Consider the following 23,538-nt stretch of genomic DNA (forward strand, 5'->3'; position numbering starts at 1 on the left):
GCCTACCCGAGCCGCCGTGGCCTACCCGAGCCGCCGTGGCCTACCCGAGCCGCCGTGGCCTACCCGAGCCGCCGTGGCCTACCCGAGCCGCCGTGACCCACCGAGCCACCGTGACCCACCGAGCCACCGTCGCACGACCCCAAACCCAGCACAACACGATCCCACCGGCCACCGACGAACAACCCCGAGCACCTCGGAGCACGGCCCAGCACCGAAGCACACCTCAGTTACCGTGATCACGTGCACGAACCCGTGTGGAACGAGTGGCAGCGGCCAGGCCCCACCCCCGCCCAGCGACGGCGCGACGTCATCATCGCCGTGATCGTGGTGCTGTGCGCGGTCGAGGCCACCGTGCTGGTCAACAGCATGGGCGCCTTCGCGTTCGGCCAGGCGCCTGACCTGCGGGAGCAGGTCGCGTGGGTGTTCGCGCTGTCGTTGCCGCTGGTGGTGCGCCGCCGGTATCCGCTGGCCGTCATGCTCGTGGTGTCCGCGTTGTTCATCGCCGCGCAGTGGCGGCAGGTCGGCGACACCTTGGCGCCGTCCGCGATTCTGTTCCTCGCGATCTTCACCGTTGGTGCGTGGGAGCGGAATCGGGGTGTCGCGCGGTGGTCTCGCATCGGTGTCATCGTCGCGATGTTCCTGTGGCTCGGGTTTGGTCTTGTGCGCGCGTTGCTCGGTCCGAGAGAGGCCCTCAAGGGTGCAGAGGGGCCGTTGGACCGGACGCTCGCTTCCGTCCTGTATGGACTGGAGTTCAACATCTTCTTCTTCCTGTTCGCCTACGTGGCGGGCGAGATGGCCTGGACGGCGGCTCGTCGCCGGGCTCAGCTCGAGTTCCAGGCGGAGGAGCTGCGCCGGTCGCAGGAGCAGAACACCCGTGGTGCCATCGCGGCCGAACGCATGCGCATTGCCCGTGACCTCCATGACGTCGTGGCGCACCATGTGTCCGTGATGGGCATTCAGGCCGGCGCCGCGCGTCGCGTGCTTGACTCCGACCCTGCTCTGGCGCGCGACTCTTTGCAGACGGTCGAGCAGACCGCTCGCACCGCGATCAACGAGCTGCGCGGTCTGCTGGGGGTGTTGCGCGCGGACGCCGAGACCGGCTCGAAGGCGGCGCCCGGTCTGGACGACCTGCCGGAGCTCATCGAGAACGCCCGTGCCGCCGGGCTGGAGGTCTCGCACGGCGTGTACGGCTCGCCGCGGGACGTTCCCTCGGCTGTGGCGCTGTCCGCGTATCGCGTGGTGCAGGAGGCGTTGACCAACGTTGTGAAGCATGCTGCCGCACGGCACGTCGACGTGCGGGTGCGGTTCCTGGACAGCGCGCTGGAGGTGGAGATCGCCGACGACGGGCGTGGCGCCTCCGCTCCGGACGGGTCGGGGTTCGGGCTGGTCGGGATGCGTGAACGGCTGGCGGTGCACGGCGGTTCGCTGGAGGCGGGACCACGGCGTGGGGCGGGCTATCTCGTCCGTGCGTCGCTGCCTACGGTTGTGGAGGAGAAGGCGTGAGCTTGCGAGTCGTGCTGGCCGACGACCAGGACCTGGTCCGCGCCGGCTTCCGGGTCATCCTCGGCACCGAGCCGGGCATCGAGGTGGTCGGCGAGGCGGGCGACGGGCAGGAGGCCGTCGAGCTGGTGGAGTCGCTGCGCCCGGACGTCGTGCTGATGGACGTGCAGATGCCGCGCATGGACGGCCTCGAAGCCACCCGCCGCATCCTGTCCGCCGGCAACGGCACGCGGGTGGTCATCCTGACCACGTTCGACCGCGAGGACTACCTCTTCGAGGCGTTGCAGGCCGGCGCGAGCGGGTTCCTGCTGAAGAACGCCTCGCCGGAGGACCTCGTCGAGTCCGTGCGGGTGGTGGCCCGCGGCGACGCCCTGCTCTCGCCCGAGGTGACCAGGCGGGTGATCGCGCGGTTCAGCGCGGCCGGTGCCCGGGAGCGGACGCGGCCGCCCTCGTTGACCGACCGCGAGTTCGAGGTGCTGGTCGAGCTCGCGAAGGGCGCGTCCAACGCGGAGATCGCCGCCGCGTTGTTCCTGGGGGAGACCACGGTGAAGACGCACGTCTCGCGTGTGCTGACCAAGCTCGGGCTGCGCGACCGCACGCACGCGGTCGTTTTCGCCTACGAGCAGGGGATCGTCACGCCCGGTGGGTGAGACCTACGCAATCTGACGTATGCGGGATCAAAGCGTGAGCGGATGATGCGCGCGCTCGTGGTGGCGAGAGTAAGACGCGACACCACGAGCGAAGGAGCGCACCGCGATGACTACCACCACCCGCAAGCTCGGTGGCCGTGCCCGCAAGGCCGTGCTGCTGGTGCACGTCCTGTCGGCTGCCGCCTGGTTCGGCATCGACCTGGCGCTGGGCGTCCTCGTCGTCGTGGCACTGTCCACTCCGGACACCGGTACCGCCGCTGTCGCCATCCAGGCCGTGGACCTGTTCGCGATCTGGCCGATGCTCGGCGCCAGCGTCGTCTGCATGGCCTCGGGCGTCGTGCTCGGCGTGAGCGGCAAGTACGGGTTGGTCAGGTACTGGTGGGTCGCGACCAAGCTGGTCGTGAACGCCGGCATGTCGGTGCTGATCGCCTTCGCGCTGCGGCCCGCCGTGGCGGAGGCGGCGCGGATCGGCGCGCGGATGGCGGCGGGCGACCCGGCCGCGGTGATCCCCGCGGGCCTGCTGAACCCGGTCGTGGTCGCGCCGTCGCTGCTGCTGTTCGCCTACTTCCTGTCCGTGTTCAAGCCTTGGGGCCGCGTCCGCAAGTCAGCGCAGCCAGTCGAGCGCCAGCGCCGCGACCTCGTCCGGGCGGTCTAGGTGCAGGAAGTGCCCGGCGCCCGCCACGACCTCGACCCGCGAGCCGGGAGCGAGACCCGCGGCGGCGCCGGCGTAGTTGTCCGGCGTAATGCACCCGTCCTGCTCACCGGCCAGCACGAGCATCGGGACCGGCGCCGGTTTCTCGGACACCTTCGCGCGGTCGGCCAGCACGGGGTCGTGCAGCGACCGGTCGAAGTTCGCGCGGTAGAGCCGGAGCGCGCCGGCCCTGACCGCCGGGTCCGCGTACAGGGCCAGGACGTGCTCCGGAGCCTCCAGGCCCGGTGACCACGTGCGCCACAGGTAGCGGATCAGCGCCTCGTTCAGCAGCGCCTCGCCGACGCCGGGCACCTGGAACAGGAACACGTAGAAGAACCGCTGTTGCTGCGCGGGATCGTCGAAGATCGTGCCCAGGGTCGCCGGCGGCGGCACGGCCATCGTGATGACGCGCCGCACCCGCTCCGGCCACGCCGCCGCGAGCCGCCCGGCCACCCCCGCGCCGACGTCGTGCCCGATCACGTCGAGCGGCTCGTCGGACAACGCCGCGTTGACGGCGGCGGCGTCGGCGGCGAGCGTCAGGCCGTCGGCGAACCGCAGCCGGCCGAGCGTCGCCGGGTGGTGGCCGCGCAGGAACGGCGCGACGACGCGGCGGCCCGCGGCGACCAGCCGCTCGGCGAGGGGGCCGAACGACAGCGGGTGGTCCGGGAAGCCGTGCCAGCACACGACGAGCGGGCCCTCGCCCGCGGCCAGGGCCGGGAAGTCCAGCCGGTCGGTCCGGATGACGATCTCGTCGAACCGCATGAGGTCCTCCCGCATCACCTTCGCAACGCCGCTCCCACGGTAGGGGCACGCCGAGCGGCTCCGGTAGTCCGTCGTCCACCGGGGCCGCCGGCGCCCCCGGCCTACAGGTCCTGGGTGAGGTTCACCGGGTTCCCGTCCGGGTCGAACACGTGCGCGACGCGTTGCCCCCACGGCATGTCGTTGCTCGGCCCGAGCACGCGGCCGCCGGCGGCCTCGACCAGCGGCAGCACCGCGTCGACGTCGGGCACCCCGATGCTCAGCGTGATCCGCGGCGCGGCCGTGAGGTCCGCGGGCTCGGACACGAGCCCGAGCTCCGCGTCCCCGATCACCAGGGTCCGGTAGAACACCGGGCCGTCCGGCGGGTACGAGGACACCTCCCGCGCACCGAGGACCTGCGCGTAGAACGCCTGCACCCGGTCGAGGTGGGGCGTCACGATGATGGGCTGGATCGCCATGGACTCCTCCTAGTCGTCCACGGAGGTACGGGGCGCGGCCCCGGAACTCATCGGTGAACCGAAGATCGGCAGCAGCTCGGCGACGTTCAGGAACGTCGTGATGCCCGTGACCTGCCCGTCCCGCACGTCGAGCAGCACCAGCCCGAACGGCTGCTCCAGCCCCGGCCGCAGCTGCCAGTAGGCGGGCGAGCCGTTGGCCGTCACCGGCACCAGCCACGCCCCCGCGCAGGAGGAGTCCGGATCCAGCAGGGCCACCGAGATCGGCCCACGACCGCGCAGCCACCAGCGGAACGGCGGCATCGACAACGTGGCGTCCTCGTGCAGCAGGGCCACGAGCGCCCGCACGTCGTGCCGGTCGAACGCCTCGCAGTACCGGCTCAGCAACGCCCGCTGGACCGGGTCCGCGGGGTTCAGCGGCTCGCCGGGGTCGACGTCGCGCAACGTCGCACGGGCCCGTTGCAGCGCGCTGTTCACCGAGGCCTCCGAGACCGAGAGCAGACCGGCGACCTCGGCAGCCCGCCACGCCAGCACATCGCGCAGGATCAGCACGGCTCGCTGACGAGGGGGTAGGTGCTGCAGCGCCGCCACGAACGCCAGCCGGACCGTCTCCTTGCGGATGAGCGAGTCCTCCGGCAGCACCTTCGAGTCGGGCACGGGCTGCACGAACACGCGCTCGTGCAGGGGACCGCCGAGGTCGCCGCCGGCCGGTCCCAGGTCCACGGCCAGCGCGCGGCGCTGGGCACTGCGCTGCATGTCGATGCAGATGTTCGTGGCGATGCGGTAGACCCACGTCCGCAAGGTGGCGCGGGAGGAGTCGTAGGTGTCGTAGGCCTTCCACGCGCGCACAAGCGTTTCCTGCACGGCGTCCTCGGCTTCGAAGCCGGAGCCGAGCATGCGGTAGCAGTAGCCGGTCAGCTCGGTACGGAACGGCTCCAGGGCCTCGATCACGAACGCGACCCTACGCGGGCGGCGGGCCCGCCGCCCCCTCGTCCGCGGCACCGGCCGGACCAGGGCTTCTAAGTGGTTTCCCAGAAGACTCTCGTTACGTTTGAGGCGACGGCCATTCACGTCGGGACCCGGGAGCGCGACCTTGACCATCGCACAGCAACGCGTGACGCAGCACCCGCTGCTCGAGTTGACGACCGGCTTCATGCGCTTCAAGACGTTCGCCGCGGCGGTCGAGCTGGACGTGTTCACCAAGCTCGCGGGCGGCCGCGAAGTGACCCAGAGCGAGTTCGCCCAGCTCGTCGGACTGCAGGAACGCCCGGCGCGGCTGCTCCTGCCGGCACTGGTGGCGCTGGAGCTGCTGGAGAAGAACGGCGACACCTACCGCAACTCCGCTGTCGCGGAGGAGTTCCTGGTGAACGACAAGCCGTACTTCTTCGGCGGTTTCGTGCAGTTCTACAGCCACGCGATGTACAAGGGCTGGGAACACCTCGTCGGCGCTCTGCAGGCGAACACCCCGGTGCTCGCGGCACCGGACGGCGACACCGTGTTCGGCCCCGACGACTTCATGATCCGGTACTTCTGGGAGGCCATGCACGCGCTGGCCGGCTTCACCGGTCTGGCGCTGTCCGAGGCCTACGACTTCAGCGCCCACCGGCGCGTCCTCGACGTCGGCGGTGGCTCCGGCGGCATCCCGATCGAGCTGTGCCGCCGGGTGCCGGGGCTGACCGGAACGGTGTACGAGCTGGCGCACGTGTGCCCGATCGTCGAGGAGAAGGCCGCCGCGGCCGGGCTCGCCGGCGTGGTCGACGCCTGCGCCGGTGACTTCACCACCGACGACGCGCTGCCGTCCGGCTACGACGCCATGGTCCTCAGCCAGGTGCTGCACGTGCTGGACGAGGACAGCAGCCGCGCGCTGCTGAAGAAGTGCTACGACGCGCTGGAGCCGGGCGGCGCGGTGTTCATCTGCGAGCTGCTGCTCGACGCCGAGCGAACGGGTCCCGCTCCCGCCGCGCTGATGGGCCTCAACATGCTCATCGCGCACCCCGGCGGGGAGAACTACTCCGACCAGGAGTACCTGTCCTGGCTCGCCGGCGCCGGGTTCGTCGACCTCGAGGTCGTCCGGTTCGAGGCCGCCGGCGCGACCGGCGCGGTGATCGGCCGCAAGCCCGCGGGGAACTGACGTGGGTGACCGTTCGCCGACCACCCGAGTGCCCGTGCTGGTCGTCGGGGGAGGCGCGGCCGGTCTCACCGCGGCCGTCCTCCTCCACCAGCTCGGTGTCGAGTTCCTGCTGCTCAACTCCCGGGAAGCCGCTTCACGGCTGCCGCGCGCGCACGTGATCAACCAGCGCACCATGGAGGTCCTGGACGGCATCGGTGTCGCCGGCGAGGTGTACCGGCTCGGCACGCCCGCCGCGAACATGACGCACGTCGGCTGGTACACCGGCGTGAGCGGACGGCGGATCGGCGTGCAGGAGCTGTGGGGAGCGGGCGGGCACAACCCCGCGTGGGCCGCGGCCAGCCCGTGCCGCACGGCCAACCTGCCGCAGCACCTGCTGGAGGAACTGCTGCTGCGCGAGTGCCCGCCGGACCGCATCCGGTTCGGCCACCGCGTGACCGGTGTGTCGCAACAGGACGGTGGGGTCACCGTCGACGTCGTCGCGGGCACCTCGTCGTACACCGTCGAGGCGGACTACGTGCTGGCGTGCGACGGCGGCCGCACGATCGGACCGGCGCTCGGCATCCCCTCCGAGGGGGTCGAGGAGATCGCCCGCATGGTCAGCGTGCACTTCGAGGCCGACCTCTCCGGCGTGCTGGCCGACGACGAGGTGCTGATGCGCTGGCTCGTGCGGCCGGAGACCGGTGTCGGGGTCAGCCTGCTGCCACTGGGCCCGGACGAGTGGGGCACCCGCTCGCGCGAGTGGGTGCTGCACCTGAACGAGACGCCGGACACGCCTCTGTCGGACGAGGAGGCGCGGCGCGAGCTGTGCTCGGTGCTCGAGCTGCCCACTCCGCCGACCGTGCACCGCATCATGAGGTGGACGGTCGGCAGCACGGTGGCGGAGCGGTTCCGCGACGGCCGGGTGTTCCTGCTCGGCGACGCGGCCCACCGGCTGCCCCCGACCGGCGGGCTCGGCCTCAACTCCGCGGTGCAGGACGCGCACAACCTCGTCTGGAAGCTGGCCGCGGTGCTGCGCGGCGACGCGGGCGCCGAGCTGTTGGACACCTACGAGGACGAACGCAAACCGGTCGCCGCGGCGAACATCCACCAGGCGGTGCAGAACGCGATCGGTCACCTGCTCATCGTGCAGACGCTGGGCATGGGGCCGGAGAGCGATCCGGCCGAGAACGCCATCGCGCTGCGGCGGCTGGACAGCGGCCTGCCGGAGGACCGGGAGTTCCGCGACTCGGTGCGGCAGGCGTTCGCGGCGCAGGCGGGCGAGTTCGACGCGCTGAACCTGGAGTACGGCTACACCTACGCCTCGGCCGCCGTGGTGCCCGACGACTCGCCGGAGCCGGACAACCCCGACCCGGTGCGGGTCTACCGGCCCGGCACGCGGCCCGGTTCTCCGCTGCCGCACGCGTGGCTGGAGGACCCGCTGGGGGCCAGGGTGGCGCTCGGTTCGCTGGTGCGCCCGGGACGGTGGCTGCTCATCGCCGGTGAGGACGACGGCTGGACGGAGGCGGCGCGGGAGCTCGGCCTGCCGCTCGACGTCGTGCGGATCGGCCAGACCCGCGGTGACTACCTCGATCCGCGGTCGGCGTGGACGGCCGTGCGCGGCACGTCCGCGGGCGGTGCGGTGCTGGTGCGGCCGGACCGCGTGGTGGCGTGGCGGTGCGCGGATGCCGTGGCCGACCCCGCGGCCGCGTTGCGCGCGGCGTTCGACGCGGTGACGTGCCGGGACGTGGCCATCGCTCGATGAGGACGTCCCGGTCGCAGGTCGTGCCCCGCCGGAGCACGACCTGCGACCGCACGGACCGATGAGTTCGTGGCGAACGGTCCGTACACAAAGGCATGGCAGAAGAAGACATCAGAGCCGCGGTCCGGGCCGAACGACGCGACCAGGCAGACCTCCTCGCGCAGCTCACCGAGCGGCAGTGGGACGCCCCCAGTCTGTGCGCGGGCTGGCGGGTCAGGGAAGTCGTGGCGCACACGACGTTGCCGTACCGCTCGTCCGGAACGCGGGTACTCCTGGAGGTCCTGAAGTCGGCGGGCCGGTTCAACCACGCCGCCGACCGCATGGCCCGCGAAGACGCCCGAGAGCTCTCCGCGCACGACCTGGCCGCCGCGGTGAAGGCCAACGTCGACCACCCGTGGACGCCACCGGGCGGAGGCGCGGCCGGCGCCCTCTCGCACGACGTCATCCACGGCCTCGACATCACGGTCGCGCTCGGCCTGGACCGCCGGGTGCCGCACGAACGCCTGAAGCTCGTGCTGGACGCCATGAAACCGCGCAACGTCAAGTACTTCGGAACCGACCTCCGCGGCACGCGGCTCGAAGCGACCGACCTGGACTGGACGTTCGGCGAGGGCAGGCCGGTGCGCGGTCTCGCCCAGGACCTGCTGCTCCACGTCTGCGGACGGCGGCTGCCGCCGGGCAGGCTCAGCTGAGCTCTTCGCGAACGCGCGTCGTCGCCGCGATGGAGGTCGTGAGGAACCTGGCGACGACCTCCCGGTCCTGCCGGCTCATCCCGGCCCACGCGGCGGCGTACTCGCGGGCCAGCGGCTGGAAGAACCTCGCGGCGATCGCCTGCGCGTCGGCCAGCACCCGCAGCTCGACGCGGCGGCGGTCGCCGGGGTGGCGGTCGCGGGTCACGTGGCCCGCGCGTTCCAGGCGGTCCAGCACGGATGTCGTCGCGGAGGCGCTGAGGTTGAGCGCCTTCGCGAGCGCGCCGGGGGTCAGCGGCGAGCGCGCCGTCATGATCAGGTTCAGCGCTGTCATGTCCGTGGGGTGCAACCGGTGCGCAGCGCTGAAGATCTCGAGGAACCGGTTCGACTCCACCACCAGCGCGCGCAACAGCATGCTCAGGTCGTAGTCGGTTGCGTCGCTCACCCCACCAGCTTACAGTTCGGTCATCGAATCATTCGACGATCGAAGGAATAGCTGATGCGCGTCCTCGCGGGTGTCCTGCTCGTCGTCTGGCTGGCGCTGGGCGGCTTCACCGGGCCGTACGCGGGCAAGCTGTCGGAGGTCGCCGAGAACGACAGCAGCGCGTTCCTGCCCAACTCCGCCGAGTCGACGCAGGTCGCGGAACTGCAGAAGAAGTTCCAGACCACCAGCGCGATCCCGGCGATCGTCGTGGCCGAACGGCCCGGCGGGCTGACCGACGCCGACAGGAGGTTCCTCGCCGAGCGCGGCCGGGGCTTCCAGGCCTCGCCGGTGATCCCCGCCCCGAACGACGCCGAGGCCGCCCAGCTCGTCGTGCTGCTCGACCCGGCGCAGGAGGTCGGCGACTCGGTCGGGCAGCTGCGCGACGGGGCGCGCGGCGCGCCGGAGGGGCTGACGGTGCTGGTCACCGGGCCCGCGGCGCAGGCAGCGGACCTCGGCGAGGCGTTCGGCGGGATCGACGGCCTGCTGCTGGTCGTCGCGGGCGCGGTGGTCGCGTTGATCCTGCTCGTCGTCTACCGGAGCCCGTTGCTGCCCGTCGTCGTGCTGGTCTCCGCGGTGTTCGCCCTGGGCCTCGCCAGTTTCGTCGTGTACCTGCTGGCGAAGAACGACGTGCTGGCGCTCAACGGCCAAAGCCAGGGCATTCTCTCGATCCTCGTGTTCGGCGCGGCGACGGACTATGCGTTGCTGCTGGTGTCGAGGTTCCGCGAGGAACTGCGCGACACCGAGGACAAGGTCGCGGCGATCCGCGCGGCCTGGCGCGGCACCGTCGAGCCCATCGCCGCGTCGGCGGGCACGGTGGTCCTCGGCGTGCTGTGCCTGCTGTTCAGCGACCTCGACTCCAACAAGGGCTTGGGACCGGTCGCGGCCATCGGCATCGGCGCGGCGCTGCTCACGACCATGACGTTCCTGCCGGCGGCGCTCGCGTTGCCGGGGCGCGGCGCGTTCTGGCCGTTCTCGCCCGAGCTCGGGTCGGCGCACCCGGAGACGAGCGGGATCTGGGGCCGCACGGCGGACCTGGTGCGCCGCAGGCCGCGCGCGATCTGGGTCGTCACGACGCTCGTGCTGCTCGTGGGCGCCGCGTTCCTGCCGCAGCTCAAGGCCTCCGGCACGGCGCAGTCCGACGTGTTCCTGACCGAGGTCGAGTCCGTGGCGGGGCAGGAGGTGCTGTCGCGGCACTTCCCGGGCGGCACCGGGTCGCCGACCGTCATCGTCGCCGCCGAGGGCACGACCGCGGAGGTGCTGCGGAAGTCCGAGGTGGACGGTGTCGCGAACGTGCGGCCGACCGGCACCGCCGGCGGGCTGGTGCGCATCGAGGCCACGCTGGAGGACGCGCCGGACTCGGACGCCGCGGTGGCGACGGTGGAGCGCATCCGCGCGGCGGTGCACGGGACCGGTGACGCGAAGGTCGGCGGGCCGACCGCGACCCTGCTCGACACGAGGACGACCTCGGAGCACGACAGGTTGCTGATCATCCCGATCGTGCTGGTCGTGATCTTCCTGGTGCTGGCGCTGCTGCTGCGGTCGTTGCTGGCGCCGCTGCTGCTGATCGCGACGGTGGTGCTGTCGTTCGCGGCCACGATGGGCGTCTCGGCGCTGGTGTTCAACCACGTCCTCGGCTTCCCCGGTGCCGACCCGGTGGTGCCGCTGTTCGGGTTCGTGTTCCTGGTGGCGCTGGGCATCGACTACAACATCTTCCTGATGACCCGTGTCCGCGAGGAGACCCGGAGCCTGGGCACGGTGGAGGGAACGGTCCGTGGCCTGAGCCTCACCGGCGGCGTCATCACCTCGGCCGGTGTGGTGCTGGCGGCGACGTTCGCCGCACTCGCGGTGCTGCCGATCCTGTTCCTCACGCAGATCGCGTTCATCGTCGCGTTCGGTGTCCTGCTGGACACGTTGCTGGTGCGGTCGTTGCTCGTGCCGGCGCTGTCGGTGGACATCGGCGGCCGGATCTGGTGGCCGTCGAAGCTGAGGTGAGCCAGGATCTCCGGCATGACCTCCACGGCACGCCGGCTGAACCGCGCCACGCTCGACCGGCAGATGCTGCTGCGGCGTGAACGGGTCAGTGCGCTGACGGCCGTCGACCGGGTCGTGGCGATCCAGGCGCAGGAACCGGCGTCGCCGTACATCGCGCTGTGGAACCGGGTCGAGGGCTTCGACCCGGCCGAGCTGGACGAGGCGTTCGCGAGCGGGGCGGTCCGCAAGGCATCGCTCATGCGGATCACCCTGCACGCCGTGACGGCCGCGGACCACGCGGTGTTCCACCACGCGATGCTGCCCGCGCTCAGGGCGTCCCGGTTGTACGACAAGCGGTTCAAGGCGATGGACACCACCGTCGAACAAGCCGACGCGCTGCTGGAGCACGTGCTCGAGTTCGCCCGCACGCCCCGGCAGAAGGCGGAGATCGAGGAGCTGCTGCGCTCGCACGCCGGTGACGTCGGCGAGCCCGGCCTCTGGTGGGCGCTGCGCACCTACGGCGGGCTCGTGCACGCGCCGACGGGCGGCCCGTGGTCGTTCGGGCCGCGGCCGTCCTATGTGGCCGCGACGGCCGAACCGCGCGATCGGCTGGCGTGCCTGGCCGAGCTGCTGCGCCGCTACCTCAGCGCCTTCGGGCCCGCGACGGTGCCCGACATGAGCCAGTTCACCGCGCTGCCGCGCGCCTCGATCCGGGAAGCGCTGGAGCTGCTGGAGCTCGACCGGCACGGCGACCACCACGACCTCGCGGACCGGACGGTCCCGGACGAGGACACGCCGGCACCGCCGCGGCTGATGGCCATGTGGGACAGCACGCTGCTCGCCTACGCCGACCGCAGCCGGATCATCCCGGACCGGTACCGCAAAGCGGTCATCCGCGCCAACGGCGACACCCTGCCGACGGTCCTCGTCGACGGTCACGTCGCCGGGGTCTGGCGGCCGGCCGAGGACGGGAGCGTCGAGGTGACCGCCTTCCACGCCTTCGGCGAGGACCAGTGGGCCGGGCTCGCGGAGGAGGCCGCGGCGCTGCGCGAGTTCCTCGCCGAACGTGAACCGCAGGTCTACCGGCGGTACGCGCGGTGGTGGACGAACCTTCCCGCGCACGACGTCCGCGTCCTCTGACAGCGGTGACGCTCCGGGACCGGCTCATCGCCGCGATGAGCCCGACCGGATGAGACCCAGCTCTCCCCGGCCTCAAGAACGCGTAAAGGCCACCCGCGCACCCGTAAGGACGTCGTCAGGCACCCCCTGATCGGGCAGCCCCCTGATGCACGCTTCCGGACGTCATGAAGAACCGTGTCGTTGAAGGGAGCGGCGTCATGGCCGATCTGGCCTACGCGTTGCTGCTGATCGGGAGTTTCGTCGTGCTGGGCCTCACCGTGCGTGGTCTGGAGAGGTTGTGAGCACCGGCCTCGCGGCGAACGCCGTGGCGGGCCTGCTCGCCCTCCTGCTGATCGTCCACCTGGTCATCGCACTCGTCAGGCCGGAGAAGTTCTGATGTCCCCTCTCGTCGCCGGCCTGGTGCAGGTCGGCATCGTCTTCGCGGCCCTCGCGGTCGCGTACCGGCCCCTCGGCGACCACATGGCTCGCGTGTTCCGCGCGGAGAGCCACACGAAGCTCGAGAAAGCCGTCTACCGGTTCGCCCGGATCGACCCGGACGCCGAGCAGAAGTGGAGCACCTACGCCTACGGCGTGCTGGGCTTCTCGTTCGCCGGCATCGTGGTCCTGTACCTGGTCCAACGCGTGCAATCGGTGCTGCCGTTCGACTTCGGCCGCGGCAACGTCCAGCCGGGCATGGCGTTCAACACCGCCGTCAGCTTCGTGACCAACACGAACTGGCAGTCCTACGTGCCGGAAGCCGTGCTGGGCCACGCGGTCCAGATGATCGGCCTGACCGTGCAGAACTTCGTGTCGGCGGCGGTCGGCCTGGCCGTCGCGACCGCTCTGGTCCGCGGGTTCACCCGGAGCCGGACCGACCGGCTCGGCAACTTCTGGGTCGACCTCACCCGCGGCACCGTGCGCATCCTGCTGCCGATCGCCTTCGTCGGCGCGATCGTGCTCATCGCGTTCGGCGTCACGATGAGCCTCAAGTCCGGTGTGGACGTCGACGGGCAGATCGTGGCGAACGCCCCCGTGGCGAGCCAGGAGGCCATCAAGGAGCTCGGCACCAACGGCGGCGGTGTCCTCAACGCGAACTCGGCGCACCCGTTCGAGAACCCGGGCGAGTGGACGAACCTGATCGAGATCTTCCTGATCCTGCTCGTCCCGGTCTCGCTGACCCGCACGTTCGGCCGGCTCGTGGGCGACCGGAAGCAGGGTTACGTCCTGCTCGGTGTCATGGGCGTCATCTGGACGGCGATGCTCGCGGTCATCTGGACCGCCGAGGCGAACGGCCTGCGGCCGTTGGAGGGCAAGGAGCTCCGGTTCGGCGTCCCCGGCAGCGCGATCTTCGCCGACGCCACCACCGGCACGTCGACGGGCGCGGTCAACTCGTTGCACGACAGCTACACCGGGCTCGGTGGCGGCGCGGCGCTGCTGAACATGCTCTTCGGCGAGATGACCCCCGGCGGGGTCGGCACCGGGCTCTACAGCATCCTCGTGATGGCGGTCATCGCGATGTTCCTGGCGGGGCTGATGGTCGGCCGCACGCCGGAGTACCTGGGCAAGAAGCTGGGGCGCAAGGAGGTCACGGCCGCGGCGGTGTCGATCCTCGCGATGCCCGCGGTGCTCCTGGCCGGCGCCGGCGTCGCGGCGGTGCTGCCGAGCACGAGGGCCGCCCTCAACAACCCCGGGGCGCACGGGCTGACGGAGATCCTTTACGCCTACGCGTCGGCGTCGAACAACAACGGCAGCGCGTTCGCCGGGATCACGGTCACGAACGACTGGTTCCAGTCGTCGCTGGGCCTGTGCATGCTGTTCGGCCGGTTCGTCCCGATCATCGCGGTGCTGGCGCTGGCCGGATCCCTCGCGGCACAGCGGAAGGTGCCGGTCACGGCGGGCACGTTGCCCACCACCGGGCCGCTGTTCGCGAGCCTGCTCACCGGCGCGGTCGTGCTGGTCGCCGCGCTCACGTTCGTTCCCGCTCTCGCCCTCGGTCCCATCGCGGAGGCACTGCAGTGACCACGACGCTCCACCGGCCGGAGGCGGTCGCGCGGACCTCCGGGCCCCGGCTCGCCGACGCGTTCGGGGAGGCGGTGCGCAAGCTCCACCCGCGCCACCAGCTGCGCAGCCCCGTGATGTTCGTCGTCTGGGCGGGGTCGCTGCTCGTCACCGCCTTCGCCGCGATCGACCCGAGCGTCTTCACCGTCGCGGTCGCGCTGTGGCTGTGGCTCACGGTGTTCTTCGCGAACCTCGCGGAGGCCGTCGCGGAAGGGCGCGGCAAGGCGCAGGCGGACTCGCTGCGCAGGACCAAGGCGGACACCCCCGCCAGGAAGAGCACCGGCGAGGTCGTGCCCGGCACCGAGCTGCAGGTCGGTGACCTGGTCGTGGTCGAGGCCGGTGAGGTCATCCCCGGCGACGGCGACGTCGTCGAGGGCATCGCGACCGTCGACGAGTCGGCGATCACCGGCGAGTCCGCGCCGGTGATCCGCGAGTCCGGCGGCGACCGGTGCGCGGTCACCGGTGGCACGACGGTGTTGTCGGACCGGATCGTCGTCAAGATCACCACCAGGCCCGGCGAGTCCTTCGTGGACCGGATGATCGCGCTCGTGGAGGGCGCGCGGCGGCAGAAGACGCCGAACGAGATCGCGCTGACGATCCTGCTGTCCACGCTGACGATCATCTTCCTGCTCGCCGTGGTGGCGTTGCAGCCGTTCGCGATCTACTCCGGCGGCGAGCAGTCGGTCGTCGTGCTGACGGCGCTGCTGGTCTGCCTCATCCCCACGACGATCGGGGCGCTGCTGTCCGCGATCGGCATCGCGGGCATGGACCGGCTGGTGCGGCGCAACGTGCTCGCCACCTCCGGCAGGGCCGTCGAGGCCGCTGGCGACGTCGACGCGTTGCTGCTCGACAAGACCGGCACGATCACCTGGGGCAACCGGCGGGCGACCGAGTTCGTCCCGCTCGCCCCGGCCTCGCACGAGGAGCTCGTCGCGGCAGCCCGGCTGGCGAGCCTCGCCGACGACACACCCGAGGGGCGCAGCATCCTGGAGCTGGCGGGCGGCCCACCCGCGACCGAGCACGAGAAGACCGGCGAGTTCGTGCCGTTCACCGCGCAGACCCGCATGTCGGGCATCGACCTCGGGGACCGGGTGATCCGCAAGGGCGCCGCGTCCGCGTTCGAGCTGACCCGCACGGCCCGCGAGGTCGTCGACGGGATCAGCGCTCGCGGAGGCACCCCGCTCGTCGTGGCGGAGAACGGCCGGGTGCTCGGCGTCATCAGGCTCAGCGACGTGGTCAAGCCCGGTATGCGGGAGCGCTTCGCCGAGCTGCGCGCGATGGGCATCCGCACGGTCATGGTCACCGGCGACAACCCGTTGACCGCCAAGGCCATCGCGGACGAGGCGGGCGTCGACGACTTCCTCGCCGAGGCCAGGCCAGAGGACAAGCTCGCCCTGATCCGCCGGGAGCAGGAGGGCGGCAGGCTGGTGGCGATGACCGGTGACGGCACGAACGACGCGCCCGCACTGGCCCAGGCGGACGTCGGCGTCGCGATGAACACCGGCACGTCGGCCGCGAAGGAGGCCGGCAACATGGTCGACCTCGACTCGGACCCGACCAAGCTCATCGAGATCGTCGAGATCGGCAAGCAACTGCTGATCACCAGGGGCGCGCTCACGACGTTCTCCGTCGCGAACGACCTGGCGAAGTACTTCGCGATCCTGCCGGCCATGTTCGCGGCGATCTACCCGGCGCTCGACCGGCTCAACGTCATGCGCCTCGCGACGCCGCAGTCCGCGATCCTGTCGGCGGTCATCTTCAACGCGCTGATCATCGTCGTGCTGATCCCGCTGGCGCTCAGGGGCGTGCGCTACCGGCCGTCGAGCGCGTCGGCGCTGCTGCGGCGCAACCTGCTGGTCTACGGCCTGGGCGGCGTCGTGACGCCGTTCGCCGGGATCTGGCTGATCGACCTGCTCGTACGACTCGTCCCCGGGATCGGCTGACATGGACAACTTCGCGAAGCAGTCTTGGGCGGGTCTGCGGATCCTGCTCGCGTTCACGGTGCTCCTCGGGGTGCTGTACCCGCTGGCGGTGTGGGGCGTTTCGCGCCTGCCCGGCCTGCACGCCCGCGCCGAGGCGCGGGACACCGCACTCGTCGCCGTCCCCCGCGAGGGCGAGCGGTACTTCGCGCCGAGGCCGTCCGCCGCGACGCTGCCCGCGTCCGGCGGCTCGAACAAGGGCGAGCTGAACGAGGACTACACCCGGGTGGTCGCCGAGCGCCGCGCGGCGGTGGCGCACCGGGAGGGGGTGGGCGAGGACCGGGTGCCGCAGGACGCCGTCACGGCCTCGGCCTCCGGTCTCGACCCGCACATCAGCCCGGAGTACGCGGCGCTGCAGGTGCCCCGCGTGGCCCGCGCGTCCGGGCTGCCGGTCGAGCAGGTGCGCGCGCTGGTCGCCGCCCACACCCACGGCACCTTCACCACCACCGTCAACGTGACGGCGCTGAACCGCGCGATCGACGCGGCCGGTCGTTGACGGTCACCGGGAGAGCTCACGAGGAGAACGGATGACCTCCGTGCTGGTGGTCGACGACGAGCCGCAGATCGTCCGCGCGTTGCGGATCAACCTCAGCGCGCGGGGCTACGACGTGATGACGGCCTACGACGGCAAGTCCGCCCTGGCCGTCGCGGTGGAGGGCAAGCCGGACGTGGTCGTGCTCGACCTCGGCCTGCCCGACCTCGACGGCGTGGACGTGATCGCGGGCCTGCGCGGCTGGTCGACGATCCCGATCATCGTGCTGTCCGCCCGCACCGACTCCCCGGCCAAGGTCGAGGCGCTCGACGCGGGCGCCGACGACTACGTGACCAAGCCGTTCGGGATGGACGAGCTGCTGGCCCGGCTGCGCGCGGCGGTGCGGAGGGCCTCGGCGCGGGACGCGGGCGATCCGGTGGTCGAGACGGCGTCGTTCGTCGTGGACCTCGCGGCGAAGAAGGTGCGCCGCGACGGGCGCGAGGTCCACCTGACGCCCACCGAGTGGGGCCTGGTCGAGATCCTCGCGCGCAACCCGGGACGGCTGGTGTCGCAGAAGCAGCTGCTGCAGGAGGTCTGGGGCCCGATGCACGTCAACGAGTCCCAGTACCTGCGGGTCTACTTCGCCCAGTTGCGGCGCAAGCTGGAGGACGACCCCGCGCACCCGCGCCACCTCGTCACCGAACCGGGCATGGGGTACCGCTTCGAGCTGTGAGCGGGCGGCCGTGACCCACGGCACCGCGGTCGTCAGGATCGCGTCAAGGTGGGCGGCGCCGGTGTCAGGGTCTCGTCGCGGACCTGGGCACCGGCTCCCCGCGGGCGTGTGCTGGAGGCATGACGCTCGCGGAGTTGTTGCCCAGCACCGGATGTTCCGCCGAGCCGGTGCTGGAAGCGGGGCTGTGGCCGGACGGCACCCGGCTGGACGCCTCGGACCTGGTGATCGGTGGAGTTCCCGCCACCCGGCTCGCGGCCCGGTTCGGCACGCCCTGCCAGGTCCTCGACGAGCCGACGGTGCGGTCCAGGGCCGCCGCCTTCGTGCGGGCGCTGCCGGGGGCCGAGGTCGTGTTCGCCGGGAAGTCGTTGCCCTGCCCCGAGGTCTACCGCTGGATGGCCGCCGACGGCCTGTCGCTCGACGTGTCCTCCGCCGGCGAGCTGGCGCTGGCCCGCGCCGCCGTGTTCCCCGCACGCCGGATCATCATGCACGGCAACGTGAAGACCGCCGAGGACCTCAAAGCCGCGCTGGCGTACGGGGTGTCCCGCGTCGTCGTCGACTCGTTCGACGAGATCGCCCAGCTCGGCGCGCTGGCCCGGCACGGCCAGGAGGTCATGGTCCGGGTGACGCCGGGGGTGGACGCGCACACGCACGCGGCCGTGGCGACCGGTGTGGACGACCAGAAGTTCGGTTTCCCACTGGCTTCCGGCGCCGCCCTCGAAGCCGTCCGGCGCGTGGCCGGGCAGCCGTCGCTGCGCCTGGCCGGCCTGCACTGCCACATCGGCTCCCAGGTCCGGCACGTCGCGTCGTACGAGGAGACCGTGCGGCGCGTGGCCGGGCTGGTCGCGGCGTGCGGCACCCGCGTCGAGCAGCTCGACCTGGGCGGCGGGTTCTGCGCGCCGTACCTGCCGGGGGAGCCGTCGTTCGACCTCTTCGGCTTCGCGCACCGGGTCCGCGGCGCGCTGAACTACGAGTGCGCGGTGCGCCGGGTGCCCGTTCCGCGGCTCCTGGTCGAGCCGGGACGGTCGATCGTCGCGAACGCCGGGGTGACGCTGTACCGGGTCTGCGCGGTCAAGTACGGGGTGAACCGCACGTTCGTCGCCGTGGACGGCGGCATGAGCGACAACCCGCGGCCCGCCCTGTACGGCGCGAAGTACACCGTGCGACTGGTCGGCCGGGGCGGCAGGCCGCGGCCGGTGACGGTGGTCGGCAGGCACTGCGAGGCGGGCGACGTGCTGGCCGAGGACGTGCCGCTGCCCGCCGACGTGCACGCCGGTGACCTGCTCGCGGTCGCGGCGACGGGCGCCTACCACCACGCGCTGGCCTCCAACTACAACCAGGTCGGCCGGCCCCCGGTGATCGCGGTGCGGGACGGGGTGGCGCGGCCGGTCGTGCGCCGCGAGACCGAGGAGGACCTGCTGCGGCGCTACGTGTGACCGGTCCGCTCCGCGGCGGGGAACTCCTCGGACGGTTCGCGGGTCAGCGCCTCAGCAGCGCCTTGAGCTCCTCGATCGGCGTGCGGCTGAGCGCCGACCCGACGCCGCACGCCACCGCCCCGGCTTCGAGCCAGGCGGGCACGTCGGCGGGTGCCACCCCGCCGGTCGGCACCAACGGCGCGTGCGGCAGCACGGCCAGCACGTCCCGCACCCACCGCGGCGCGGGCGCCGGGAACACCTTCACCGCGTCCGCCCCGGCCTCCAACGCCCGCACGACCTCGGACACCGTCCCCGCTCCGGGCAGCACCGCGGCCCCGTACCGGTGACCCGCCCGGATCACCGCGGCCTCCAGGTTCGGTGCCACCAGGAACTGCGCGCCGGCCCGCACCGCCGCCACCGCGGAGGCCTCGTCCAGCACGGACCCGGCGCCGATGACGGCGGCGGGGTGGCGCGACCGCAGCTCGCGGATCGCGTCCAGCGCACCGGGGTTGGTCAAGGGCAGCTCCAGCGCCGTCAAACCCGCCTCCAGCAGCGGGACGGCGGCCCCGACCGCGGAGGAGGCGTCGGCGGTGCGGACGATCGCGATGATGCCCTGCCGCACGACCGCCCGGGTGATCTCGTAGCGGTAGCTCACGCCCGCCAGCGTAGTTCCGGTACGGCGAACGGCCGGCCGAGCGGTGGCCGGCAGGGCGTGCCAGCGGGCTGACAGCGGTGTGTGCGGCGGGTGCCAGCGGCTCCGGCGACCGTGGTCGTGCCGCACCCCGCGGCACGATCCACGGAGGAGCCCGAATGCACGTCACGATCATCGGTGCCGGACTGGGCGGACTCACGCTCGCCCGCGTGCTGCACGTCCACGGCATCCCGTCCACCGTCTACGAGGCGGAGGACTCACCGACGTCGCGGGCGCAGGGCGGAATGCTCGACATCCACGACTACAACGGGCAGATCGCCGTCGAGGCGGCCGGGCTGGTGGACGAGTTCCGCGGCCTGGTCCTGGAAGGGCGCCAGGCGCTGCGGGTCCTCGGCCAGGACGGCGCGGTGCTGCTTGACAAGGCCGACGACGGCACCGGCGGACGCCCCGAGGTCCAGCGCGCCGACCTGCGCCGGATGCTGCTCGACTCGCTCCCGGCGGGCACCGTCCGGTGGGGCCGCAAGGTGACCGGCGTCCGGGACCGCGTGGTGACGTTCGCCGACGGCGGCACCGTCGAAGCGGAACTGCTGGTCGGCGCGGACGGCGCGTGGTCGCGGGTGCGGCCGGTGCTCACCGGCGCCACACCGGAGTACACGGGCATGGCGTTCGTCGAGACCTACCTCCACCACGCCGACACCGCGCACCCGGCGGCCGCGAAAGCCGTGGGCGGTGGCTCCATGTTCGCCCCCGGCCGGGGCAAGGCGATCTTCGGGCACCGCGAGGCCGGTGACACCCTGCACGCCTACGTGGAGCTCAGCCGGCCGCTGGACTGGTTCGCGGGCATCGACGTCACGGACCCCGCGCGGGTCGCGGCCGAGTTCGCCGGCTGGGCGCCGGAGCTGACCGCGTTGATCACCGAGACCGACACCGTGCCGGTGCTGCGCCCGCACCACGCCCTCCCGCGGGGGCTGCGCTGGGACCGCGTGCCGGGCGTCACGCTGATCGGCGACGCCGCCCACCTCGCGGCACCCAACGGCGAGGGCGCCAACCTGGCCATGCTGGACGGCGCCGAGCTCGGCCAGGCGCTCGCGGCGCACGACGACGTCGAGGCCGCGCTGGGCTCCTACGAGCAGGCCATGTTCGTGCGCGCCGCGGAGACCGCCGCCGACGCCGAGGTGGTGCTGGAGAGCCTCTTCGGCGACGGCCCTCCGCAGCAGCTGCTCGACCTGCTCAGCGACTCGTAGACCCGCGGCAGCGGAACCGCCATGGGGCATTCCCGCCCACATGGCGGTTCGCCAGGCGTCTGGCGCGGTGAGCCCGCCGTCCTCGTACGCAGGCAATTCTTGCGGATGAGGCATAAGATCATGCGCATGACGCAAGAAGATGGCGACCTGGACGGCCTCGTGCGCAAGCGGATCCGCGCCCTGCGGGTCGCGCAGGGCTGGTCGCTCGACGAGCTCGCCACCCGCGCGCGGCTGAGCCCGTCGTCGCTCAGCCGCATCGAGAACGGTCAGCGGCGCCTCGCCCTGGACCAGCTCGTGACGCTCGCACGGGCGCTGGACACGTCAATGGACCAACTGGTCGAGACCGATACCGACGACGTGATCGTGAGCCCGATGATCGACGGTGCGCACGGCACCATGCGCTGGCCCATCAAGGCCGAGCCCGGCATGACCGTCATGCGCCAGCGGATGACGAACCCGCCGCCGGACAACCCCGCCTCGCTGCGCGCGCACGCGGGACGGGAGTGGCTGGTCGTGTTGTCCGGCGTGGCCGTGCTGCTGCTGGGCCACCGGCGGATCCGGGTGGAGACCAACCAGGCCGCCGAGTTCCCGACGATGCTGCCGCACGCGATCGGCACCGCGGGCGGGCCGTGCGAGGTCCTCGGCATCTTCGACCGCGAGGCCCGGCGCGGCCACAACGCGGACAAGAAGGGCTGATCCTTGCGCGGGCGGCAGCGTCCGGGCCGACCGTCTTGCCAAACACGCAAGGGTTCGTGCATCTCGCGCATGACGGACCTACGTTGGTCCCATGAGCCAACACGGACACGGCCATGGTCACGGACACGGCCACGGACATGCCGATCCCCAAGTCCAAGCGGAGATCCTCGACCTCGACGCGGAGGTCGTCGCCGAGCACACCGCGTCCATCGTCGACTGGCTGCCCGTCCCGGCTGCCCGTCAGGTCGTGGACCTGGGCAGCGGCACCGGCGCCGGGACGTTCGCCCTGCTGTCCCGCTTCCCCGAAGCGCACGTCACGGCCGTCGACGCCTCGGTGGAGCACCTGCGGCGGCTGCGGACCAGGGCGGGTGAGCTGGGTCTCGCCGACCGCGTCCACGCCGTCGTCGCCGACCTCGACTCCGACTGGCCGGATCTGGGCACGCCCGACCTGATGTGGGCATCGGCCTCCCTGCACCACATGGCCGATCCCGCCCGCGCCCTGCGGCAGGCCCACGACGTCCTGGCCCCCGGTGGCCTGCTGGCCGTCGTCGAGGTCTCCGGCATGCCGCGGTTCCTCCCGGACCACCTCCCCGAGAGCCGCCTGGAGGACCACCGCCACGACGAGCGCCTGCCCCACCGCGGCGCCGACTGGGGCGCCAAGCTGATCGAAGCCGGGTTCACCGTCGAGGGCGAACGCACCGTCACCGTCCACCTGGAACAGTCCGCCGCGGTGGAGCGCTACGCGGAGATGGTCTTGCGGCACGTGCTCGACCCGGAAACCCTCGGCCGCGTGCTGCGCCGCGACGACCTCTCGCTGCGCAGCGACCGCATCGTCTGGGCGGCGCGGAAATGACCTACGACGACTGGCGCGCGGCCAGGTGGGACGAGATCGCCGGCCAGGACGGCAAGGCGAAGGTCGTGGCCAAGGGCACCGTCGCCGGCGGGGAACCCCAGGTCCTGCCCGGCATCCCCGGCGAGTGGCGCGTCGACGACGGGGGAGCCCTCACGCTCACCGTCGGCGGCGGGAGGAGCGAGGTCGGCAGCACCTTCGACCTCCCCGGCGGGCTGCGGGGCTTCGCGGGCGGCGCGGACGGCCGCTACGGCGTGGTCGTCCTGGACCCGCGGGCGCCCGCGTGGTCGAGCCTGCGCGGCATCGACACCTACCCGCCGGACCCGGCCTGGGTCTTCGAGGGCCGGTTCCGCGCCGCACCGGACCGCCGCGTCGACGTGGAACACCTGACATCGCCGCGCACCACCAAGCCGGTCGACGCCCCTGCCGACCTCGTGGTCACGATCAACGGCACCGAGCACGTGCTGACCGTCCTGGAGACCATGCCGGGCCAGCGACTCGTCGTCTTCACCGACGAGACCAGCGGCGCCGGGACCCCGGACATCGGCCGCTGGCTCGTGCTGCCGCCGGCCGAACCCGGCACCGGGCTGGCGGTCGACTTCAACCGGGCCACGCTCTCGCACCACCACCTGGTCCCCGCCGTCTTCACCTGCCCGCTGGCCCCTCCCGGCAACCACCTCCCGATCCGAGTCGAAGCAGGAGAACGCGCACTCGTGCACGACCTCAAGGACAAGGCGACGACCTACCTGCGCCACCTCGAGAACCGGGCGTGGGACGACGCACGGGCGATGTGTTCGCAGGACGCCACCGTCTGGCACAACGACGGCAAGGGCGACTCGACGATCGACGAGAACATCGCGGGCATGGCAGCGCAGATCGGGTCCATCGAGTCGATGCGCTACGACGTCACCCGTCAGTTCGACCGGCCCGGCGAGGTCATGCGGCAGCACGTCGTGAACGTCGTCATGGAGGACGGCGCGGTGTTCGCGATCGACGCCGCCGTGTACTTCCGCTTCGAGAACGGCCTGATCACCCGGATCGAGGAGTACGCGAGCCTGCCCAGCCGGTAGGGGGCAGCGCGAAAGCTCCGAAGTGAACCGCCCGGCCGGGTGGGGCCGGTCGCCGCGAGCCTCACGATCGGGGGTGAAACGTTTCTGAGTCGATTCCTCGGGTACTGCTGTCGTGTCAACGAGCAGCCGTGAGGGGAAGTCGCATGACTCAGAACAACCGCCCAGCGGCGGCAAGGTGCGTTCTC

Annotated in this window: 23 protein-coding genes; 18 read left to right on the forward strand and 5 right to left on the reverse strand. The window is 72.1% G+C overall.

What is annotated here, in order from left to right:
• The first annotated feature begins 240 nt into the window (after window positions 1-240).
• The 3 genes from BMW88_RS34645 to BMW88_RS34655 all read left to right on the forward strand — a co-directional run bounded on the left by BMW88_RS34645 (window position 241) and on the right by BMW88_RS34655 (window position 2,805).
• Window positions 241-1,503 (forward strand): sensor histidine kinase, encoded by a 1,263-nt coding sequence (locus tag BMW88_RS34645; protein ID WP_245778258.1) that lies wholly within the window; start codon window positions 241-243, stop codon window positions 1,501-1,503.
• Window positions 1,500-2,150, forward strand: coding sequence for a response regulator (locus BMW88_RS34650; protein WP_089959328.1), 651 nt, complete (start codon window positions 1,500-1,502; stop codon window positions 2,148-2,150). Before BMW88_RS34645 ends, BMW88_RS34650 begins: the two co-directional genes overlap by 4 nt.
• 106 nt (window positions 2,151-2,256) lie before the next feature.
• Window positions 2,257-2,805 carry a hypothetical protein gene (locus BMW88_RS34655; RefSeq protein ID WP_089959330.1) on the forward strand — a complete coding sequence of 183 codons (549 nt, stop codon included), beginning with the start codon at window positions 2,257-2,259 and terminating at the stop codon, window positions 2,803-2,805.
• On the opposite strand, the gene BMW88_RS34660 is transcribed toward BMW88_RS34655, so the two are convergent.
• From BMW88_RS34660 to BMW88_RS34670, 3 genes are all read right to left on the reverse strand, one after another.
• Window positions 2,755-3,618, reverse strand: coding sequence for an alpha/beta fold hydrolase (locus BMW88_RS34660; RefSeq protein WP_089959333.1), 864 nt, complete (start codon window positions 3,616-3,618; stop codon window positions 2,755-2,757). The genes BMW88_RS34655 and BMW88_RS34660 overlap by 51 nt on opposite strands.
• 86 nt (window positions 3,619-3,704) lie before the next feature.
• The gene (locus tag BMW88_RS34665) at window positions 3,705-4,058 is read right to left on the reverse strand and encodes a VOC family protein (protein WP_089959335.1); all 354 of its coding nucleotides are present in this window, start codon (window positions 4,056-4,058) and stop codon (window positions 3,705-3,707) included.
• Window positions 4,059-4,067: 9 nt separating this feature from the next.
• Entirely contained in the window at window positions 4,068-5,057 is a 990-nt protein-coding gene (locus tag BMW88_RS34670) for an RNA polymerase subunit sigma-70 (protein ID WP_425434719.1), read from the reverse strand.
• Window positions 5,058-5,148: 91 nt separating this feature from the next.
• Between BMW88_RS34670 and BMW88_RS34675 the strand changes: the two genes are divergently transcribed.
• The 3 genes from BMW88_RS34675 to BMW88_RS34685 all read left to right on the forward strand — a co-directional run bounded on the left by BMW88_RS34675 (window position 5,149) and on the right by BMW88_RS34685 (window position 8,616).
• Window positions 5,149-6,186: a methyltransferase gene (locus BMW88_RS34675; protein WP_218148317.1), complete on the forward strand. Its 1,038-nt coding sequence runs from the start codon at window positions 5,149-5,151 to the stop codon at window positions 6,184-6,186.
• 1 nt (window position 6,187) lies between these two features.
• The gene (locus tag BMW88_RS34680) at window positions 6,188-7,927 is read left to right on the forward strand and encodes an FAD-dependent monooxygenase (protein WP_089959338.1); all 1,740 of its coding nucleotides are present in this window, start codon (window positions 6,188-6,190) and stop codon (window positions 7,925-7,927) included.
• 92 nt (window positions 7,928-8,019) lie between these two features.
• Window positions 8,020-8,616, forward strand: coding sequence for a maleylpyruvate isomerase family mycothiol-dependent enzyme (locus tag BMW88_RS34685; RefSeq protein WP_089959340.1), 597 nt, complete (start codon window positions 8,020-8,022; stop codon window positions 8,614-8,616).
• On the opposite strand, the gene BMW88_RS34690 is transcribed toward BMW88_RS34685, so the two are convergent.
• Window positions 8,609-9,058 (reverse strand): MarR family winged helix-turn-helix transcriptional regulator, encoded by a 450-nt coding sequence (locus tag BMW88_RS34690; RefSeq protein WP_245778260.1) that lies wholly within the window; start codon window positions 9,056-9,058, stop codon window positions 8,609-8,611. The genes BMW88_RS34685 and BMW88_RS34690 overlap by 8 nt on opposite strands.
• Window positions 9,059-9,112: 54 nt before the next feature.
• Here BMW88_RS34690 and BMW88_RS34695 point away from each other — a divergent pair, with 54 nt between their 5' ends.
• The 8 genes from BMW88_RS34695 (at window position 9,113) to lysA (ending at window position 18,862) form a co-directional block, all read left to right on the forward strand.
• Window positions 9,113-11,089, forward strand: coding sequence for an MMPL family transporter (locus BMW88_RS34695; protein WP_089959343.1), 1,977 nt, complete (start codon window positions 9,113-9,115; stop codon window positions 11,087-11,089).
• Between the two features lie 15 nt (window positions 11,090-11,104).
• The gene (locus BMW88_RS34700) at window positions 11,105-12,208 is read left to right on the forward strand and encodes a winged helix DNA-binding domain-containing protein (protein WP_089959345.1); all 1,104 of its coding nucleotides are present in this window, start codon (window positions 11,105-11,107) and stop codon (window positions 12,206-12,208) included.
• A gap of 277 nt (window positions 12,209-12,485) precedes the next feature.
• On the forward strand, window positions 12,486-12,584 hold the full coding sequence (locus BMW88_RS34705; protein ID WP_089959347.1) for a potassium-transporting ATPase subunit F: 99 nt from the start codon (window positions 12,486-12,488) through the stop codon (window positions 12,582-12,584).
• The gene (kdpA, locus tag BMW88_RS34710; protein ID WP_089959350.1) at window positions 12,584-14,206 is read left to right on the forward strand and encodes a potassium-transporting ATPase subunit KdpA; all 1,623 of its coding nucleotides are present in this window, start codon (window positions 12,584-12,586) and stop codon (window positions 14,204-14,206) included. The genes BMW88_RS34705 and kdpA overlap by 1 nt, the downstream gene beginning before the upstream one ends.
• Complete coding sequence (gene kdpB, locus BMW88_RS34715) at window positions 14,203-16,188, forward strand: potassium-transporting ATPase subunit KdpB (protein WP_089959353.1); 1,986 nt, start codon at window positions 14,203-14,205, stop codon at window positions 16,186-16,188. Before kdpA ends, kdpB begins: the two co-directional genes overlap by 4 nt.
• Before the next feature lies 1 nt (window position 16,189).
• On the forward strand, window positions 16,190-16,720 hold the full coding sequence (locus BMW88_RS34720; RefSeq protein ID WP_089959355.1) for a potassium-transporting ATPase subunit C: 531 nt from the start codon (window positions 16,190-16,192) through the stop codon (window positions 16,718-16,720).
• A gap of 31 nt (window positions 16,721-16,751) precedes the next feature.
• Window positions 16,752-17,429 carry a response regulator gene (locus BMW88_RS34725; RefSeq protein ID WP_089959356.1) on the forward strand — a complete coding sequence of 226 codons (678 nt, stop codon included), beginning with the start codon at window positions 16,752-16,754 and terminating at the stop codon, window positions 17,427-17,429.
• A 119-nt stretch (window positions 17,430-17,548) separates the two neighbouring features.
• Window positions 17,549-18,862: a diaminopimelate decarboxylase gene (gene lysA / locus BMW88_RS34730; protein ID WP_089959357.1), complete on the forward strand. Its 1,314-nt coding sequence runs from the start codon at window positions 17,549-17,551 to the stop codon at window positions 18,860-18,862.
• 43 nt (window positions 18,863-18,905) lie between these two features.
• Here the strand turns inward: lysA and BMW88_RS34735 are convergent, their stop codons facing one another.
• Window positions 18,906-19,496 carry a bifunctional 4-hydroxy-2-oxoglutarate aldolase/2-dehydro-3-deoxy-phosphogluconate aldolase gene (locus BMW88_RS34735; protein WP_089959360.1) on the reverse strand — a complete coding sequence of 197 codons (591 nt, stop codon included), beginning with the start codon at window positions 19,494-19,496 and terminating at the stop codon, window positions 18,906-18,908.
• Between the two features lie 155 nt (window positions 19,497-19,651).
• Between BMW88_RS34735 and BMW88_RS34740 the strand changes: the two genes are divergently transcribed.
• The 4 genes from BMW88_RS34740 (at window position 19,652) to BMW88_RS34755 (ending at window position 23,353) form a co-directional block, all read left to right on the forward strand.
• Window positions 19,652-20,737 (forward strand): FAD-dependent oxidoreductase, encoded by a 1,086-nt coding sequence (locus BMW88_RS34740; protein WP_089959362.1) that lies wholly within the window; start codon window positions 19,652-19,654, stop codon window positions 20,735-20,737.
• Between the two features lie 126 nt (window positions 20,738-20,863).
• Complete coding sequence (locus BMW88_RS34745; protein WP_177221563.1) at window positions 20,864-21,433, forward strand: helix-turn-helix transcriptional regulator; 570 nt, start codon at window positions 20,864-20,866, stop codon at window positions 21,431-21,433.
• A gap of 91 nt (window positions 21,434-21,524) precedes the next feature.
• Window positions 21,525-22,286 (forward strand): class I SAM-dependent methyltransferase, encoded by a 762-nt coding sequence (locus BMW88_RS34750; RefSeq protein ID WP_089959365.1) that lies wholly within the window; start codon window positions 21,525-21,527, stop codon window positions 22,284-22,286.
• A complete protein-coding gene (locus BMW88_RS34755; RefSeq protein ID WP_089959368.1) occupies window positions 22,283-23,353 on the forward strand; it encodes a DUF1684 domain-containing protein in 1,071 nt (356 codons plus the stop codon). Before BMW88_RS34750 ends, BMW88_RS34755 begins: the two co-directional genes overlap by 4 nt.
• Window positions 23,354-23,538 lie beyond the last annotated feature (185 nt).

The organism is Lentzea xinjiangensis, assembly GCF_900110955.1.
In the GTDB taxonomy this organism is placed as follows: domain Bacteria; phylum Actinomycetota; class Actinomycetes; order Mycobacteriales; family Pseudonocardiaceae; genus Lentzea; species Lentzea xinjiangensis.

Excerpts from the sequence above, each read along its gene's own strand:
- BMW88_RS34655 (WP_089959330.1), top strand. The coding sequence starts at position 2,257 with ATGACTACCACCACCCGCAAGCTCGGTGGCCGTGCCCGCAAGGCCGTG.
- BMW88_RS34660 (WP_089959333.1), bottom strand. The coding sequence starts at position 3,618 with ATGCGGGAGGACCTCATGCGGTTCGACGAGATCGTCATCCGGACCGAC.
- BMW88_RS34665 (WP_089959335.1), bottom strand. The coding sequence starts at position 4,058 with ATGGCGATCCAGCCCATCATCGTGACGCCCCACCTCGACCGGGTGCAG.
- BMW88_RS34685 (WP_089959340.1), top strand. The coding sequence starts at position 8,020 with ATGGCAGAAGAAGACATCAGAGCCGCGGTCCGGGCCGAACGACGCGAC.
- BMW88_RS34695 (WP_089959343.1), top strand. The coding sequence starts at position 9,113 with ATGCGCGTCCTCGCGGGTGTCCTGCTCGTCGTCTGGCTGGCGCTGGGC.
- BMW88_RS34700 (WP_089959345.1), top strand. The coding sequence starts at position 11,105 with ATGACCTCCACGGCACGCCGGCTGAACCGCGCCACGCTCGACCGGCAG.
- kdpA (WP_089959350.1), top strand. The coding sequence starts at position 12,584 with ATGTCCCCTCTCGTCGCCGGCCTGGTGCAGGTCGGCATCGTCTTCGCG.
- BMW88_RS34720 (WP_089959355.1), top strand. The coding sequence starts at position 16,190 with ATGGACAACTTCGCGAAGCAGTCTTGGGCGGGTCTGCGGATCCTGCTC.
- BMW88_RS34725 (WP_089959356.1), top strand. The coding sequence starts at position 16,752 with ATGACCTCCGTGCTGGTGGTCGACGACGAGCCGCAGATCGTCCGCGCG.
- lysA (WP_089959357.1), top strand. The coding sequence starts at position 17,549 with ATGACGCTCGCGGAGTTGTTGCCCAGCACCGGATGTTCCGCCGAGCCG.
- BMW88_RS34740 (WP_089959362.1), top strand. The coding sequence starts at position 19,652 with ATGCACGTCACGATCATCGGTGCCGGACTGGGCGGACTCACGCTCGCC.
- BMW88_RS34745 (WP_177221563.1), top strand. The coding sequence starts at position 20,864 with ATGACGCAAGAAGATGGCGACCTGGACGGCCTCGTGCGCAAGCGGATC.
- BMW88_RS34750 (WP_089959365.1), top strand. The coding sequence starts at position 21,525 with ATGAGCCAACACGGACACGGCCATGGTCACGGACACGGCCACGGACAT.
- BMW88_RS34755 (WP_089959368.1), top strand. The coding sequence starts at position 22,283 with ATGACCTACGACGACTGGCGCGCGGCCAGGTGGGACGAGATCGCCGGC.